We start from the raw sequence: 15829 nt of genomic DNA, 5'->3' as shown, positions 1-15829 counted from the left end.
CCCGAAGAAAGGCCCCCATGTCCTTCCTCCAACTCACTGATGTGACCAAGTTCTACGGCAGCACCTGCGCGGTGCAGTCCATGAACCTCACGGTGGAAAAAGGCGAATTCGTCTCCCTGCTCGGCCCCTCGGGCTGCGGCAAGACCACCACCTTGCAGATGGTGGCGGGCTTCGAGGCGGTGAGCAGCGGCCGCATCGAGCTGGACGGGCGCGACATCACCCACGCCAAGGCCAACACGCGCGGGCTGGGCATCGTGTTCCAGAGCTATGCGCTTTTTCCGCACATGACGGTGGCCGACAACGTGAGCTTTGGCCTGGAGATGCGCAAGGTGCCCAAGGCCGAGCGCAAGGACCGGGTGGCACAGGCCCTGGGCCTCGTGCACCTGGAGCCGCACGCCACGCGCTACCCGCGCGAACTGTCGGGCGGCCAGCGCCAGCGCGTGGCCCTGGCGCGCGCACTGGTCATCGAGCCGCCCGTGCTGCTGCTGGACGAGCCGCTGTCCAACCTGGACGCCAAGCTGCGCGAGGAGATGCAGTTCGAGCTGCGCCAGATCCAGCGCAAGGTGGGCACCACCACGGTGATGGTCACGCACGACCAGAGCGAAGCCATGTCCATCAGCGACCGCGTGGTGGTGATGGAGGCCGGCCGCGCCACGCAGATCGACCACCCGCACCGCGTGTACGAGCACCCGCGCACCCGCTTCATCTCCACCTTCGTGGGCAAGGCCAACCTGGTGCCTGGCAAGGTCACATCGGCCAACAGCACCCACACCCACGTGGGCGCCGGGCCCATCGAGGTGCGGGTGGACGGCGCACAGTTTCGCCCCGGCGCGGCCGTGCTGCTGAGCGTGCGGCCTGAAAAGCTGCAGTTGGTGCCCGCAGTGCAGGGCCGCATCGACGGCGAAGTGCGCGAACGCTTCTTTCTGGGCAGCCAGTGGCTGTACCGCGTGGGCACCCCCCTGGGCGACCTGATGGTGCTGGTGCCCAACGACGGCCGCAACGCGCTGGACGAAGGCGACCGCACGGGCCTGGACTGGCCCGACCACTGCATGCGCCTGCTGCCCACCGATGAATCCGCGGTGGCTGGCGCCGAGGCCGAGGCCACGCCATGACAGCCGCCCCATCGACCCTGTCCGCAGCGCCCCACCCGCTGCTGGGCAAGAAGGCCATGCCCTGGTGGCTGTCCGGCCCGGCGCTGCTGCTGTTCACCGTGCTGTTGCTGGTGCCGCTGGCGCTCACGGCGGTGCTGTCGTTCAACGCGTTCGACCCGGCCACAGGGGTGAAGGCGGGCGAGTTCACGCTGGAGCACTACCGCCATGTGTTTGCCGATTCGTACTACCACGCGATCTTCTGGCGCACGTTCTGGATCGCCGGGCTGGTCACGCTGATCTGCGTAGCGATTGGCGCACCCGAGGCGTACGTGCTCAGCCGCATGCGCAACCCGTGGCGCTCCATCCTGCTGCTGGTGGTGCTGGCGCCCTTGCTGGTGTCGGTGGTGGTGCGGGCCTTTGGCTGGAGCATGCTGCTCGGCCCCGAAGGCCTGGTGAACGCGGCCTTCGGCCTGGTCGGCATCGGCCCGGTGAAGATGCTCTACACCGAGATCGCCGTGGTGGTGGCGCTGGTGCACGTGATGCTGCCGTTCATGGTGATCCCCGTGTGGACATCGCTGCAGAAGCTGGACCCGGGCGTGGAGAACGCCGCGCTGTCGCTGCAGGCCTCGCCCTTCACCACCTTGCGGCGCATCGTGCTGCCGCAGGTGCTGCCGGGCATCTTGTCGGGCAGCCTGATCGTGTTCGGCCTGGCAGCCAGCTCGTTCGCCATTCCCGGACTGCTGGGCGGGCGGCGGCTGAAGATGGTGGCCACGGTGGTGTACGACGAGTACCTGCACGAGCTGAACTGGCCGCTGGGCGCCGCCATTGCGCTGACCTTGCTGGTGGCGAATCTGGTGGTGATGCTGAGCTACAACCGACTGGTTGAAGGCCGTTACAAGAAGTCTTTGGGATGAACATGACGACCCCCACGCTCCACCACTTCGTGTATTCGCTGCTCCCCCAGGGGGCGCAGGCCTCCCTTGGGGCGGCCCGGCGGGAGTCCTGATCCATGCACAAGAACGGCCCCATCGCCCTCGCGTTCAACGCGCTCGTCATCGCCTTCATGCTGGCCCCGCTGCTGGTGGTGTGCATCGTCGCCTTCACGCCGCACAACACGCTGACGCTGCCCACCACCGAGTTCTCGCTGCGCTGGTTCAAGGCGGTGTTCGACCACCCGGACTTCATGCAGTCGTTCTGGAACAGCCTGTGGCTGGCGCTGGCGTCTGCCACGCTGGCGACAGTGCTGGCAGTGCCCGCGGGCATTGCCATCACGCGCTACGACTTCCCCGGGCGCGGCTTTCTCAATGGGCTGTTTTTGTCGCCGCTGATCATCCCGCACCTGGTGCTGGGCGTGGCCCTGCTGCGCCTGTTCGCGCTGATCGGCGGCACGGGCAGCTTTGGCTGGCTGGTGGTGGCGCACGCGCTCATCGTCACGCCGTACACGCTGCGCCTGGTGGTGGCGGCGCTGGTGGGGTTTGACCGCAGCGCGGAGCACGCAGCCCTGTCGCTGGGCGCCAGCCAGGCCACGGTGTTCACGCGCTTCACGCTGCCCATGATTCTGCCGGGCGTGACGGGCGGGTGGATGCTGGCCTTCATCAACAGCTTCGACGAAGTGACCATGTCGATCTTCGTCACCTCGCCCAGCACGGTGACGCTGCCGGTGCGCATGTACATGTATGCCACCGAATCCATCGACCCGCTGATGGCGGCCGTGTCGGCGCTGATGGTGGCGGTGACCGCCTTTGCCATGGTGCTGCTGGACCGCGTGTATGGCCTCGACCGCGTGCTGGTAGGACGGAAGTAGATGAGCGCGACTGCAATGACTGTGAATACCGCCTTGCTGCACCGCGTGGCAGAGACCACGCGCCGCGCCGTGCCCTTCACGCTGGACGGGCGCCCCACCACGGCGCTGGAAGGCGACACCGTGCTGACGGCCATCCTCACCCAGCGCGCACAGTTGCGCCGCAATGAGTTCAGCCACGAGCCGCGCGCAGGCTTTTGCCTGATGGGCGCCTGCCAGGACTGCTGGGTGACGACCGACAGCGGCGAGCGCCTGCGCGCCTGCAGCACCTTCATCACCCCCGGCATGGCGCTGCGCACAGAAGCTGCCGACGCGGCCACCTTTGCCAGCGGGGGCCAGCCATGACGACGGCGCCTGCCTTGCAACCCGTGATCGTGGGCGCAGGCCCGGCCGGCATCCGCGCCGCGCAGACGCTGGCGGCCCACAGCGTGCGGCCGGTGCTGATCGACGAAGCCGCGCGCGGCGGCGGGCAGATCTACCGCCGCCCGCCTGCGCACTTCCAGCGCACCCCCGCCACGCTGTACGGCACCGAGGCCGCGCGTGCCACCGCACTGCACGGCACGCTGGACGGCCTGCACGCAAAGATCGACTACCAGCCCGACAGCCTGGTGTGGAACGCGCAGGGCGGCCTGCTGGACGTGTTGCACGGCCCCACGCAGACCACGCGCACCGTGCCCTACGGCCAGCTCATCGTGGCCAGCGGCGCCACCGACCGCGTGCTGCCCCTGCCGGGCTGGACGCTGCCGGGGGTCTACACGCTGGGCGGCGCGCAGGTGGCGCTCAAGTTCCAGGGCTGTGCCATCGGCAGCCGGGTGGTGCTGATGGGCACGGGCCCGCTGCTGTACCTGGTGGCCTACCAGTACGCCAAGGCTGGCGCCATGGTGGCTGCGGTGCTCGACACCGCGCGCTTGGCCGACCAGCTGGCCGCCGTGCCCGCCATGCTCACGCAGCCGGCGGTGTTTGCCAAAGGCGTGTACTACGTGGGATGGCTGCGCGCGCACGGCGTGCCCATCCACAGCGGCATCCGCCCGGTGCGCGTGCTGGGCGACGGCCGCGTGGCGGGCGTGGTGTGGGCCGATGGCGCCGGGCGCGAACACACGCTGGACTGCGACGCCGTGGGCTTTGGCTACGCACTGCGCTCCGAAACACAGCTGGCCGACCTGCTGGGCTGCCGCTTTGCCTGGGCACCGATGCACCGCGCCCACCTGCCCGAGCGCGATGCCGCAGGCCGCAGCAGCGTGCAGGGCGTGTACCTGGCGGGCGACGGCGCGGGCATCCTGGGTGCCGACGCGGCCGAGTGGGCCGGCGAGCTGGCCGCGCTGGCACTGCTGCAGGACCACGGGACGGCCGTGGATGCGGCGCGCATGCAGGCGCTGCAGGGACAGCTCCACCGCCTGGTGCGGTTTCGCCACGGGCTGGAGCGCGCGTTTCCCTTCCCCACCGACTGGGCCGCGCACGCGCCCGACGCGCTGGTGGTGTGCCGCTGCGAGAACATCACGGCCGGCGAGCTGCGCGACTGCGTGCGCGAGACCGGTGCCGATGAAATGAACCGCCTGAAGGCGCTCACCCGCGTGGGCATGGGCCGCTGCCAGGGCCGCAGTTGTGGCGTGGCGGCGGCCGAGATCCTGGCGCAGGCCACCGGCCAGCCCGTGGAACGGGTGGGCCGGCTGCGCGGGCAGGCGCCGATCAAACCGGTACCGATCCACCTGCAGGCACGGCAGGCCACCGACGCGGGAGCCAGCGCATGAGCAGCACGCCTCGAACCATCAAGACCGATGTCGCCATCGTGGGCGGCGGCATCGTGGGTGCATCGGCCGCGCTGGCCCTGCGCCGCCAGGGCGTGGACGTGGTGCTGCTGGAGCGCGACCTGTGCGGCTCGCGCTCGAGCGGCGTGAACTACGGCGGCGTGCGCCGCCAGGGGCGCCCGTTGAGCCAGTTGCCGCTGGCGCAGCGCGCGCACGAGATCTGGGCACGCTTGCCCGCGCTCATCGGAACCGATGGCGAGTACGCCCGCACCGGGCACTTCAAGATCGCGCGCAGCGACGCGGACATGGCCGCACTGGAGCACTACGCCGACCTGAGCCGTGACTTCGATCTGGGCATCGAGCTGATCAGCGGCGAGCGCCTGCGGGCACAGTGCCCGTGGCTGGGCGGCAAGGCGGTGGGCGGGTCGCTGTGCGTGGACGACGGGCAGGCCAACCCGCGCCTGGTGTCGCCCGCGTTCGCGCTGGCCGCACAGCGCGCGGGTGCGCAGATCTTCGAGCGATCGCCGCTCACACACATCGAACACGATGGCCGGCAGTTGTTCACGCTGCATTCGGGCCCATCGTTGCAGGTGCAGGCGCCGGTGGTGCTCAACTGCGCGGGCGCCTGGGCCGGTGCCATGGCCGAGCAGTTCGGCGAGCCGGTGCCGCTGCGCTCCGGCCACCCCGCGATGATGGTCACCGAGCCCCTGCCCTACTTCATGCAATGGAGCCTGGGCGTGGAAGGCGGTGGCATCTACTGCCGCCAGGTGGCGCGCGGCAACCTGGTGCTGGGCGGCGGGTCGGGCTTCTGGCTCGACGGCGACCGCGCGCGCTCGGAGCGCAGTGCCATTGCGTCGCTCACCGTGCAGGCGGTCGAGCTGCTGCCTGCGCTGAAGCACGCGCACTTCATCCGCACCTGGAGCGGCACCGAAGGCTACCTGCCCGACCGCCAGCCCGTGCTGTGCAAGAGCCGCACCACGCCCGGCCTGATCCACGGCTTTGGCTTTGCGGGCGCGGGTTTTCAGATCGGCCCTGCCGTGGGCGAAGTGCTGGCCGAACTGGCGCGCGACGGGCACACCAGCACACCGATCGACGCGTTTTCTCTGGCGCGATTCGACGAACCACCGACGCCTGTCGATAACGCCACCCCGATAACCACAGTGCCGGCCCATTGAGCCGCCGATCCTTCACCCCCTGACCCACCGAAAGGCAATCACCATGAACTTCGCTTTCCGCACGAACGTCTCCCCGCGCCGTGGCCTGCTGGCTGCGGCGGCTGCCATCGCCCTGGCGGCCGCCGGTACCGCCACCGCACAAACCAAGACGCTGTACATCGGCATGAACGGCGGCACCATGGAGAAGGCGTACACGCAGTACGTGTTCCCGGCGTTCGAGAAGCTCCATGGGGTGAAGGTCGTGGTGGTGCCAGGCACGTCGTCGGACATCCTGGCCAAGGCGCAGGCCAACAAGGACCGGCCACAGATGCACGTGATGTTCCTCGATGACGGCATCATGGTGCGCGCCATGGGCATGGGCCTGTGCGAGAAGCAGCGCCCCAACCCGCACCTGAACGACATCTACCCGGCCGCCCGCTTCAAGGACGACCTGGCCAGCGGCGTGAGCCTGGGCATGACCGGCATCGCCTACAACACCAAGATGTTCACCGAGAAGGGCTGGGCTGCGCCGACCTCGTGGATGGACTTTGCGGACCCCAAGTACAAGGGCAAGGTGGTGTTCCAGTCCATGCCGTCGTCGTCGTTCGGGCTGCACGGCTTTTTGATGTTCAACCGCATCCAGGGCGGCAACGACAAGAACGTGGAGCCAGGCTTCAACAACTGGGCCAAGACCATCGGCCCCAACGTGCTCGAGTACATCCCGAGCTCCGCCAAGATCTCCGAGATGGTGCAGACAGGTGAAGCCGCGATGTTCCCGCTCACGCCCACGGCCGTGGCCGCGCTCAAGGCCAAGGGCATCCCGGTGGAGTACGCGCAGCCCAAGGAGGGCTCGGTGGTGCTCATGACCGGCCAGTGCGTGATCGCCAAGAACAGCGAGCCCGAGCTGGCGCAAAAGCTGGCCGAGTTTCTGCTGAGCCCCCTGGCGCAGGCCAACGTGCTGCAGTTCGGCGCGCAGATCCCCACCAACCCCAAGGCACCGGCCGTGGGCGAGGGCGCGGCGCAGGTGGCACAGATCAGCCAGTGGATGAAGAACGCCGTGACGCTGGACTGGGACAGCGTGAACGCGAACCGCCCCGCCTGGAACACGCGCTGGAACAAGACCATCGAGCGTTGAGCGATGCACGCTGGACCGGCTGGGGCGCCGCTCCACGCGGCCGGGCTGTTTGTGACAAATGTCACCGGCCCTGCCACACCCTGCGAAAGCAGGGTGCCCCAAACCGCTTCTTCGACATCAGAATCCGCCGCCTGAACACGGAATTCATTCGAAGTCGAAGTCAAAGGAGAGGGGCCCCACCATGAAACGCTGGATCCAATGGACCGCAGGCAGCGCACTGCTGCTGGGCGTGATTGTTGCCGCCACCGCAGCCACCGGCCTGTACCTGGCAGAGCAGCGGCGCAACCGCTACATCGACATCAAGCCCCGCCCCGTGGCCTACACCACCGATGCGCAGACCATCGAACGCGGCCGCTACCTGTACGCATCGCGCGGCTGCACCGACTGCCATGGCGCGCAAGGAGCGGGCCGCGAGTTCGTGAACGACGGCAAGGGCACGCGCATCGTCGGCCCCAACATCACGGCGGCGGGCGTGGTGGGCCGCTACCAGCCCGAGGACTGGAACAGCGTGATCCGCCACGGCGTCAAGCCCAACGGCCGGCCCGTGATGGTGATGCCCAGCGAAGACTACAACCGCTTCACCAACGACGACCTGAACGCGCTGGTTTCCTACGTGCGCCAGTTGCCGCCCCAGGAAGGCACGGCTGAGGCCGTGGTAGACCTGCCCCGCCCCGCCTGGGTGCTGTACGGCCTGGGCGTGATCCCCGACGCGGCTGCGCGCATCGACCACCAGTTGGCGCCGTCACGCCCCGGGCCGGCCGGCGTGACGCTGGCCAACGGCCAGTACGTGGCCAACATGTGCATCGGCTGCCACGGTGCCACGCTGGAAGGCGGCAAGATCCCGGGCGGCCCGCCCGACTGGCCTGCGGCCGCGGACATCCGCCCCAACGCCCAGCACGCCGACAGCGCCATGGCGCGCTACCCCAATGCCGCCAGCTTCGTGGCGATGCTGCGCACCGGCAAGCGGCCCGACGGCACGCCCATCCGGGTGATGCCGTTCGAATCGCTGGGCCAGTTGAGCGACACGGATGCGCAAGCGCTGTACCTGTATCTCAATGCACCGGCCGGCAGCGTGAAACAGGGCCGCGTGAGTGCCCCGGCGCTGGGCGGTGACACGAGCAGCGCCATCACCGTGCCATCGACACCGATGGGGCTCAGGCTGCCGGGGTGAGGCGCGCAAGGAGTGAGCGGCGCAGGCTGAACTGCCCGCCCCGCCCGGCGCTCCGAAAACGATGTGTTCACCCGACCGGCCTCTCGGGCAACGACCCTTTCCGATAAACACCCGCTCGGGTAATCAACCTTTCGGGCAACCATTCGCTCGGACCACAAGCCGTTCGGGCTGAGCTGTCGAAGCCCTGCGATGCGCTTCGACAAGCTCAGCGTGAACGGTGTGGGTGGTGCAATGAAGTGCAGGCCGGGCCCAAGGGCGAGGCCGAGGGCGAAGGCGCGCTTGAACGCCCTGCCCTGCGACGACCGGTCAGCTCCCGGAATGCGCATGCCCACCATGCGCAGGCGCCAGGCTGTACGACCCCGCCGGGCCACCCGGCGTATTGGAAGGCGTGGCTGGCGTGGCGGCCGGTGCGCGGCGCACGCGGGGCACCACGCTCAGTTGCACGGTGTCCAGCACCGGGCCGGGCACCACGTTCAGCGCCTTGCGCGGCAGGTCCACCAGTTGTTCGGCATGCCACACGCGCACCTGGGCGCCGCCGTCCGGCACGGCCGGGAAGCGTGCGATGCCGTCGTTGTCGGTCTTGAGCGTCCAGGCCGAATCGGTCACGAACACATGGCCGCGCATGGAGCCGTGCAGGTGGCAGCCCAGCAGCACTACGCCGGGCGCGTCCAGCTTCACGTCGGCAAAGTTGGCGGGCTTGCCGTCGGCCTTGCCGGCCAGGCGCAGTTCGAAGTTGCTGCTGGCGGATGCAGCAGCACCCGCCGCTGCCGCGCCCGTGGGGTTGCCCCGCACGTGGTGGTCCCACCGGTCCTGGTTGGTAAAGCGCACCGTGGCACCCGCGGGCACCACCGTCACGGCGGGCACGAAGCGCATCTTTTCCTGCTCGATGGTGGGGCTGGCCTGCAGCAGGCTGGGCTGCGCGCCTGTAGCGGCCCCGGGGTAGACCACCACCACAGCGTCGGGCACGGGCTTGCCGTCGCGGTCCAGCACCTGGATCTGGACATTTCCGGCGCTGACGCTCGTCCACACAGCGCAAGCAGCTATCAAAACAATAGTGTTTTTCATGGCGATTCAGCGGATGGTGATGACGTCGCGGTGCATGGGCGCGAGCAGGGCCAGCAGGCGGTTTTGCTGGACGAAGGGTATGCCCTGGGCATCCATGGCGCTTTGCAGCACCTCCACCAGGGCGTTGAAGTGGCCCTTGTTGATGTCCATGTCGGCATGGGCCGATTTCATGTCGGCGCCTTCATACTTGCAAGGCCCGCCGCTGAGCTGGCAGATCTGGTCGGTCAGGCTGTCCTTGAGCGCCTGGGGCTTCACATCCTTGAAGTGCCCGCCGATGCGCGGATCCTTCACGACCCGGTTCACGAAGTCGTCCATCAGGCGGGTGATGCCGGGCTTTTCGCCAAGCGCCTGGTACAGGCCTGCGGGTGCTGCCGTTGCGGCCATGGTGGCGTTGGGCGCAGGTGCGGCCTGCGCCAGCGCGGCAGGGGCGCCCATGCAGGCCATCGCGGCCAGGCCCAAGGCGAGGAGGGGGTGTTTGTTCATCATGGGGGACTCCGGTGCGTCACTCAGTACGTCAGAACGCGACTTGGGCCGACAGGTAATAGCCTGTCTGGCGGCGGTTGTTGGTGATGCCCGGCACGATGCGCCCCAGGTCCACGTAGGCAAGCGTGAGCGACACGTTCTTGGTCGGCGCCCAGGCGATGAAGATGTCCTTCCAGTCGTCCTCGCGCAGCGCGGCGCCCAGGCCGGCGGCGGCGCCCAGCGCCTGCAGGTTGTTGGGTTTGAAGCGGTACTCGGCGCCCACGGCCAGGTTTTTACTCAACAAATAGGCGATGGAGAACTCGGGCTGCAGACTGCGGCTGTTCTTGCCCGGTGCGGCCGAGCCGAAGCCCAGCAGGCCGTTCTGGTTCGCGTTGGTGTAGCGCAGCGTGCCGTTGACGAGCAGGCTTTGCGCGAGCAGCAGTTTGGTGGCGCTCACATACACATCGGTGCCACTGGTCCTGGTGCCCAGAAAGTCCAGCACCGACCCGATGGAGCCCGGGTGCGTGCGCTTGTGCTCCAGGCCCACCGCGATCTGCGGCATGAGGCTGTCGGCATCCAGAATGGCGTCGCCCGCCACCTTCACCTTGATGCCGACCACGTCCATCTTGATGTGCTGGCCGGGCGTGACGCCGAAGGGCGCGATGCCGTTGAGCGCCAGCGCGGGCGAGGCATCGAAATCCTGCCGGGCCAGCGACAGCTCCACGCGGTCATGCAGGCCGACGGCCACGCCGTAGCCGTTGAGGCTGTAGTCCTGCGTGGCCGCCCGCGTGACGTAGCCGCTGTAGCCGACCTCGCCCGCCGTGGCGTTGGTGCCGATCACGGCCCAGGGCGTGAGCCCGCCGCCGGCCGAGCCGCCTATGGTGCTGACGCCCCCCGTCAGCAAGAGCTTGCCGGTGTCGGCCTGCGCAAGGCCGGCGCCCAGGGCCAGCGCGGCCAGCAGGATGCAGTGGAGCCTGTGTTTCATCGTGATCTCCCAACGGTTGGAATGCTTGTAAGTGGATGTTGCACCCAACTTACGGACCGCGGAACACGCTGGATTCAAAAACGACAGAAATTTTTGCGGGCCACTGAGGAAGATCGAAACGCTGAGTGGCCTGGTCCGCAGGCGCCATGGCGCCCGCGCATCCCACCCTCGTGGAACGCGAAGGGCGCGATTAACGCGACGAACGCTACAGCGTGCGCTGGATCAGCTCGCCCTTGAACAGCACCGGCCCGGTGGGCCCTGTGGCGCTGGGCACGCCACCCTTGGGCTCCAGGCTGATGGCCAGCGCCGGCACCTGCCGGACGTCGGATTCGCCCGCCACCAGCTTGAGCAGCTTTTCCTGCCCCAGCACTCCGAGCGACCGCGGCCCGCCCGAGGGCGGCAGTGCCCACAGCTGCAGCGACTTGTCGGCGCCTTCCTGGAAGCCGCCCACGCGCTGCAGCACCAACTGGTTGTTCTTGGGGTCGAAGGTGACCAGCATCGATGCAGCCGCCTTGTCGTCCGCCAGCACGGCCACGTACTGGATCTGCGGGGTGGCCTGCAGTTGCTGCTGCAGCGTGGCGATCTGCTGGCCCGACGTGGCCTTGAGCGCGCCGTGCACCTGCACGCCGACGGCCACCGCCGCCACCGTGGCCAGCGCACCTGCGGCGGCCGCGCCGCGCCACACCAGCAGGCTGTGCCACCAGCTGCTGGCGGGCGCTGGCGCCGGGGCTGCATGGGCGGCCTGCATGGCCTGCGCGGCCTTGTCCGCCTCGACCAGGTTGTGGATGCGGGTCCAGACGTGCGAAGACGGCTGGGCCAGCTCCTGCAGCTCGGTCAGGCCGGACCACCGGCTTTGCCACACCAGCGCAGCGGCCCGCACGGGGGCCTGGTCACGGGCCAGGGTTTCGAACCGGCGGCGCGCGCCGCCGCGCAGCGTGCCCAGTGCGTAGCTGGCCGCCAGCCGGTCGAGCAGTTCAGGGTGTCGGGAGATATTCATGGCGAGTCCTCCTGGCTCAGGCATACCGCGCCATGCAGGCGCGCAACTGCTCCAGCCCGCGCCGGATCCAGGTCTTGACGGTGCCCAAAGGCAGTTTGAGCTGATCGGCGAGGTCGCCGTGGCTCAGGTCGCGCAGGTAGGCCAGGCTGACCACCTCACGCTGCTTGTTGTCGAGCTTGCCCAGGCACTGGTGCAGCGCAAAGGCCTGCTCGCTGGCGTCGGTCGCGTCCATGGGGTTGGTGCTGTCGCCCTCCAGCGTGTCGGCCAGGGCGTCGTCCAGCTCGTTCATCAGGTCGGCCCGGTCGCTGCTGCGCTTGCGCAGGGCGTCGAGCGCCCGGCTGCGCACGATGAGCCCCATCCACGCCATCGGCGGGCTGAGCGACGCGCGGTAGTTGCCGGCAGACCGCCAGATGGTCAGGAAGGACTCCTGCAGTACATCCTCGGCCGCATCGCGGTTGCGCACCACGCGCATCGCCAGGCCAAAAAGCCGGGACGAGGTGCTCTCGTACAGGCTTTTGAGCGCGGTTTCGTCCTGCGCGGCGATGCGGTCTAGGAGGTTCATCAGGTCACTGTCGGTGTACAGGGTGCTCATGCGCCCATTCTCTGGGATTGGTCGATCTTCTCGATGCAAAGGCATCCTCTGTAGGTGAATACGCCACAGCCAGCGCTTTGGATTCAGCAATCCGACACCCTGCGTGAGATAAAACCCGCCAGTCCTGCGGGGGCGGTGAATCCAGACCGCCACGCCGTCCGTACAGAAGGGGAAGCCATACCCCACATCTGATGACCTCTACATTTCCAGGCCGCACGCCTGTCAGTGCGCACACACTCTGGGCCCCCTGGCTGCTGGCCGTCCTGTTTGCCGCCGGTGGCAGCCCGGCGCTGGCCCAGTCGGTAGAACGCGGTCGCGCCGTGTATGCCGCGCACTGCGCCAGCTGCCACAGCATCGACACCCACCAGGACGGCCCCGCACACCGCGGCGTGGTGGGGCGGCGCGCCGGTGCGCTCAAGGACTTCGACTATTCGCCCGCACTGCGCAACAGCCGGATCCTGTGGACGCGCCCCACGCTGAAAGCCTGGCTCACGGACCCGGAGGCGCTGATCCCCGGCCAGGGCATGGACTACAGCCTGGACAGCGAGCGCGACCGGGAAGACGTGGTGGCGTACCTGGCCACCCTGAAGCGCCTGCCTTGACGCTGACGGTGAAGCCCGCCTACCACTGCGCGCAGATGCCCACCAGCCCGGCCAGCACCAGCGCCAGCCCGGCGCCTTCGGTGCGGGTGAGGCTTTCCCGGAACACGCGGCGCGACACCAGGTAGCTGAACAGCACCTCCACCAGCCCCAGCGTGCGCACGTCCGACGCGGGCCGCATGGCATAGGCCGTGAACCAGGCAATGGAAGCCACCGCACCCATCGACCCCGCCACCACCGACATGCGCCAGGCCCGCGCGATGGCGCCGGCCACCCCGGGCTGCCGCGCCAGCAGCCAGCCGCCCAGCACCACCGACTGCAGCAGCTGCGCCCAGAACACGCCCCAGGCCCCGGCCACCCACGGCGCCACGCCCGCGTTCACCTCGGCCAGCGCCAGCGATGCCCCGCGGAAACCGACACTCGCCAGCGCAAAGCACGCGCCCGAAGCCAGCCCGTACACCACCAGCCGGCCGCTGCCCTGCCCTGCCGTGGCCGAAGACCCGGCGCGCAGCGCCCGCCAACCGCCCGGCGGCAGCGACAGCAGCACCACGCCGACAGTGGCCGCAGCCATGGCGCCCAGCGCGAGCGGCCCGGGCAGCTCGTGCAGCAGCACGGCCGAGAACAGCGCCACCTGCAGTACCTCGGTCTTGGAATACGCCACGGCGAGCACGAAGTTGCGCTCCTTCATGGCCAAGAGCAGGAACGCCGTGGCCCCCACCTGGGTGAGCGCGCCCATGGCGAGCCACGCGGCATACACCCCGTTGAACTGTGGAATGCCGCCCGCGCCCCAGAAGGTCAGCCCCGCCACCCAGGCCGTGGCCAGCGGCAGGCCGTACAGAAAGCGCACCAGCGTGGCAGCCAGCGTGCCCAGCTCGGCGGTGAGCGAGCGCTGGGCGGCGTTGCGTGCGGTCTGTGCCAATGCGGCCCACAGCGTCAGCGGTATCCACGCCCAGGCAATCCAGGAAAGAGTCATGCAAGGGTTATAGCGGGCCACTGGCGCGCCGCCCGACGCCAATCGGCAGTGCGGCCATGCAGGGGCGCGAGGGCTCGGCGCGCCACGCCGCCAGCGAGCCGGTCCGTCAAAGCGTGAGCAGCTCAGTCGGCCGTGATGTGGCTGGTCTCGGCCACCTTCTTCCACTTCACGATGTCGTCGGCAATGATCTTGGTGAAGGCTGCGGGCGTGTCCTCGACCGCAATGGCACCGGCCGCCGCGAACTTGTCTTGTACGGCCTGCGTGCGCAGTGCCCGCACGATGCCGCCGTGCAGTTTGTCCAGCACATCGGCCGGCAAGCCGGCGGGGGCCAGCACGCCGTTCCAGAAGCCTTCGTTGGCGCTCTTGAGGCCCAGCTCGGCGAACGTGGGCACGTCGGGCAGCTCTTTCAGGCGCTGGGGAGTGGCCAGGGCCATGGGCACCAGGTTGCCCGACTTGATGTGCGGCATCGAAGACGCCAGGGTGTCGTAGATCATCTCGACCTGCCCGCCGATCACGTCGTTCAGCGCCGGGCCCGTGCCGCGGTATGGCACATGCACCACGCGCAGGCCGCTGAGCGACTTGTAGTACTCCATGGCCATGTGGGTGGCGCCGCCATTGCCCGACGATGCGTACGAAAACTTGCCCGGCGACTGCCCCACCAGCTTGGCGAACTCCGCATAGTTCTTGGCCGGAAAGCTCTTGTTGATGGCCAGCACCCCCGGCACCGACAGGATGCGCGTAATGGGCGTGAAGCTCTTGAGCGCATCGAAGCTCAGGTTCTTGTACACCGCCGAATTCGTGCCGTTGGTGCTGGTGGTGCCCAGCAGCAGCGTGTACCCGTCGGCCTTGGCCTCGGCCACGAAGCGCGCACCCACCGAGCCGCCCGCACCGGCCTTGTTCTCCACGATCACCGGCTGGCCCAGCTCCTTGGACAACGCATCGGCCAGCACCCGGCCGCTGATGTCCGACGTGCCGCCCGGTGGGAAGGGCACCACCAGCTTGATCGGCTTGTCTGGGAAGGCGCCCTGCGCGGCGGCGGGCAGCACGGCTGCGACCCCCAGCAGTGCCAGTGCGACGCCGGCGGCGGTGCGGCGGTTCATTCGTTGCGTGTTCATGGGTGTTGTCTCCTGCGATTGTTGGAATGAAAGGATCAATGAATCCTGGAACCTGAAACTGAAACCTGGGCGGCCTCTACTTGCCCGTGCAGGCCTTGCCACCATCCACCGGAATGCACACGCCCGTCACGTAGCGTGCCTCGTCGCTCGCCAGAAACAGCGCCGTGTAGGCCACGTCCCAGGCCTGGCCCATGCGACCCATGGGGCTGGCGGCATTGCGGGTGCGCAGCATGTCTTCGGTGCTGGCGAACCGGCCGGCGATCTGCTGGTGGATGAGCGGCGTGTCGATGACGCCCGGCAGCACCGCATTGGCGCGGATGCCCTGCGCCGCGTACTGCACGGCCAGCGCACGCGTCAGGTGGTTGAGCCCCGCCTTGGCCGCGTAGTACGGTGTGTACGGGTAGCTGTTGATCTGCTGCGAGGCCAGCGACGAGATGTTGACGATGGCGCCACGCCCCCGCGCCAGCATCACCGGCACCACGTGCTTGCAGGTCAGGAACACGCCCGTGAGGTTGGTGTCGATCACCTGCTGCCACGTAGCTTCGTCCATGTCGACCACGCTGCCCATGCGCGTGATGCCCACGTTGTTGTGCAGGATGTCGATGGCGCCGTAGCGTGCATGCACGCGCCGCACCACGTCGGCCACGGCGGCGGAGTCCGTCACGTCGGCCGCATAGGCCTCGGTGTCGAAGCCTTCGGCGTACAGCTGCGCACGGGTTTCCTCGGCCGCCTCGCGGCGGATGTCCACCACCGCCACGCGCGCGCCCTCGCGGGCATAGACCATGGCCGCGGCCTTGCCGTTGCCCCAGCCGGGGCCGGACGAGCCGCCACCGAACACCAGCGCCACCTTGCCCGCCACACGGCCCCGGCCCGGCAGCGCATCGAGCGGCGGAAAGTACGCGGCCGACGTTGCCGGGCTGCTTGCATGTGCTGTGGTCGCCATG

At 68.8% G+C, this 15829-nt stretch carries 17 protein-coding genes; 9 read left to right on the top strand and 8 right to left on the bottom strand.

The features are described 5' to 3' along the window. Positions 1–17: 17 nt before the first annotated feature. The 8 genes from ASG27_RS21775 (at position 18) to ASG27_RS21740 (ending at position 8097) form a co-directional block, all read left to right on the top strand. A complete protein-coding gene (locus tag ASG27_RS21775; protein WP_056420774.1) occupies positions 18–1112 on the top strand; it encodes an ABC transporter ATP-binding protein in 1095 nt (364 codons plus the stop codon). Beyond that, complete coding sequence (locus tag ASG27_RS21770; RefSeq protein ID WP_056420771.1) at positions 1109–2005, top strand: ABC transporter permease; 897 nt, start codon at positions 1109–1111, stop codon at positions 2003–2005. Before ASG27_RS21775 ends, ASG27_RS21770 begins: the two co-directional genes overlap by 4 nt. Positions 2006–2100: 95 nt before the next feature. Then, on the top strand, positions 2101–2895 hold the full coding sequence (locus ASG27_RS21765) for an ABC transporter permease (RefSeq protein WP_056420767.1): 795 nt from the start codon (positions 2101–2103) through the stop codon (positions 2893–2895). Between the two features lie 15 nt (positions 2896–2910). Then, a complete protein-coding gene (locus ASG27_RS21760; RefSeq protein WP_156370855.1) occupies positions 2911–3237 on the top strand; it encodes a (2Fe-2S)-binding protein in 327 nt (108 codons plus the stop codon). After that, positions 3234–4640 (top strand): FAD/NAD(P)-dependent oxidoreductase, encoded by a 1407-nt coding sequence (locus ASG27_RS21755; RefSeq protein WP_056420765.1) that lies wholly within the window; start codon positions 3234–3236, stop codon positions 4638–4640. Before ASG27_RS21760 ends, ASG27_RS21755 begins: the two co-directional genes overlap by 4 nt. Then, complete coding sequence (locus ASG27_RS21750) at positions 4637–5812, top strand: NAD(P)/FAD-dependent oxidoreductase (protein WP_056420762.1); 1176 nt, start codon at positions 4637–4639, stop codon at positions 5810–5812. The genes ASG27_RS21755 and ASG27_RS21750 overlap by 4 nt, the downstream gene beginning before the upstream one ends. A 43-nt stretch (positions 5813–5855) precedes the next feature. Continuing rightward, positions 5856–6926, top strand: a complete 1071-nt coding sequence (locus tag ASG27_RS21745) for an ABC transporter substrate-binding protein (protein WP_056162030.1) — start codon at positions 5856–5858, stop codon at positions 6924–6926. A gap of 181 nt (positions 6927–7107) precedes the next feature. Then, a complete protein-coding gene (locus ASG27_RS21740; protein WP_056420758.1) occupies positions 7108–8097 on the top strand; it encodes a c-type cytochrome in 990 nt (329 codons plus the stop codon). Positions 8098–8403: 306 nt separating this feature from the next. On the opposite strand, the gene ASG27_RS21735 is transcribed toward ASG27_RS21740, so the two are convergent. The 5 genes from ASG27_RS21735 to ASG27_RS21715 form a co-directional block, all read right to left on the bottom strand. Then, a complete protein-coding gene (locus tag ASG27_RS21735) occupies positions 8404–9162 on the bottom strand; it encodes a cupredoxin domain-containing protein (protein ID WP_235504112.1) in 759 nt (252 codons plus the stop codon). A 6-nt stretch (positions 9163–9168) separates the two neighbouring features. Next, positions 9169–9645, bottom strand: a complete 477-nt coding sequence (locus tag ASG27_RS21730; RefSeq protein WP_056421095.1) for a group I truncated hemoglobin — start codon at positions 9643–9645, stop codon at positions 9169–9171. Between the two features lie 31 nt (positions 9646–9676). Next, complete coding sequence (locus ASG27_RS21725; RefSeq protein WP_056420755.1) at positions 9677–10609, bottom strand: DUF3034 family protein; 933 nt, start codon at positions 10607–10609, stop codon at positions 9677–9679. A 205-nt stretch (positions 10610–10814) separates the two neighbouring features. After that, the gene (locus ASG27_RS21720) at positions 10815–11606 is read right to left on the bottom strand and encodes an anti-sigma factor (protein WP_056162022.1); all 792 of its coding nucleotides are present in this window, start codon (positions 11604–11606) and stop codon (positions 10815–10817) included. Positions 11607–11622: 16 nt separating this feature from the next. Next, positions 11623–12198 (bottom strand): RNA polymerase sigma factor, encoded by a 576-nt coding sequence (locus tag ASG27_RS21715; protein ID WP_056420752.1) that lies wholly within the window; start codon positions 12196–12198, stop codon positions 11623–11625. Positions 12199–12389: 191 nt separating this feature from the next. Between ASG27_RS21715 and ASG27_RS21710 the strand changes: the two genes are divergently transcribed. Further along, complete coding sequence (locus ASG27_RS21710; RefSeq protein WP_082486064.1) at positions 12390–12800, top strand: c-type cytochrome; 411 nt, start codon at positions 12390–12392, stop codon at positions 12798–12800. A gap of 19 nt (positions 12801–12819) precedes the next feature. On the opposite strand, the gene ASG27_RS21705 is transcribed toward ASG27_RS21710, so the two are convergent. From ASG27_RS21705 to ASG27_RS21695, 3 genes are all read right to left on the bottom strand, one after another. Next, on the bottom strand, positions 12820–13770 hold the full coding sequence (locus ASG27_RS21705) for a DMT family transporter (protein WP_056420749.1): 951 nt from the start codon (positions 13768–13770) through the stop codon (positions 12820–12822). A gap of 122 nt (positions 13771–13892) precedes the next feature. After that, positions 13893–14885 carry a Bug family tripartite tricarboxylate transporter substrate binding protein gene (locus ASG27_RS21700; RefSeq protein WP_235504111.1) on the bottom strand — a complete coding sequence of 331 codons (993 nt, stop codon included), beginning with the start codon at positions 14883–14885 and terminating at the stop codon, positions 13893–13895. Positions 14886–14961: 76 nt separating this feature from the next. Further along, entirely contained in the window at positions 14962–15828 is an 867-nt protein-coding gene (locus tag ASG27_RS21695; RefSeq protein ID WP_235504110.1) for an SDR family NAD(P)-dependent oxidoreductase, read from the bottom strand. Position 15829 lies beyond the last annotated feature (1 nt).

The organism is Acidovorax sp. Leaf191 (assembly GCF_001424425.1).
In the GTDB taxonomy this organism is placed as follows: domain Bacteria; phylum Pseudomonadota; class Gammaproteobacteria; order Burkholderiales; family Burkholderiaceae_C; genus Acidovorax.
This window is presented reverse-complemented; position numbering and strand designations above follow the sequence as displayed.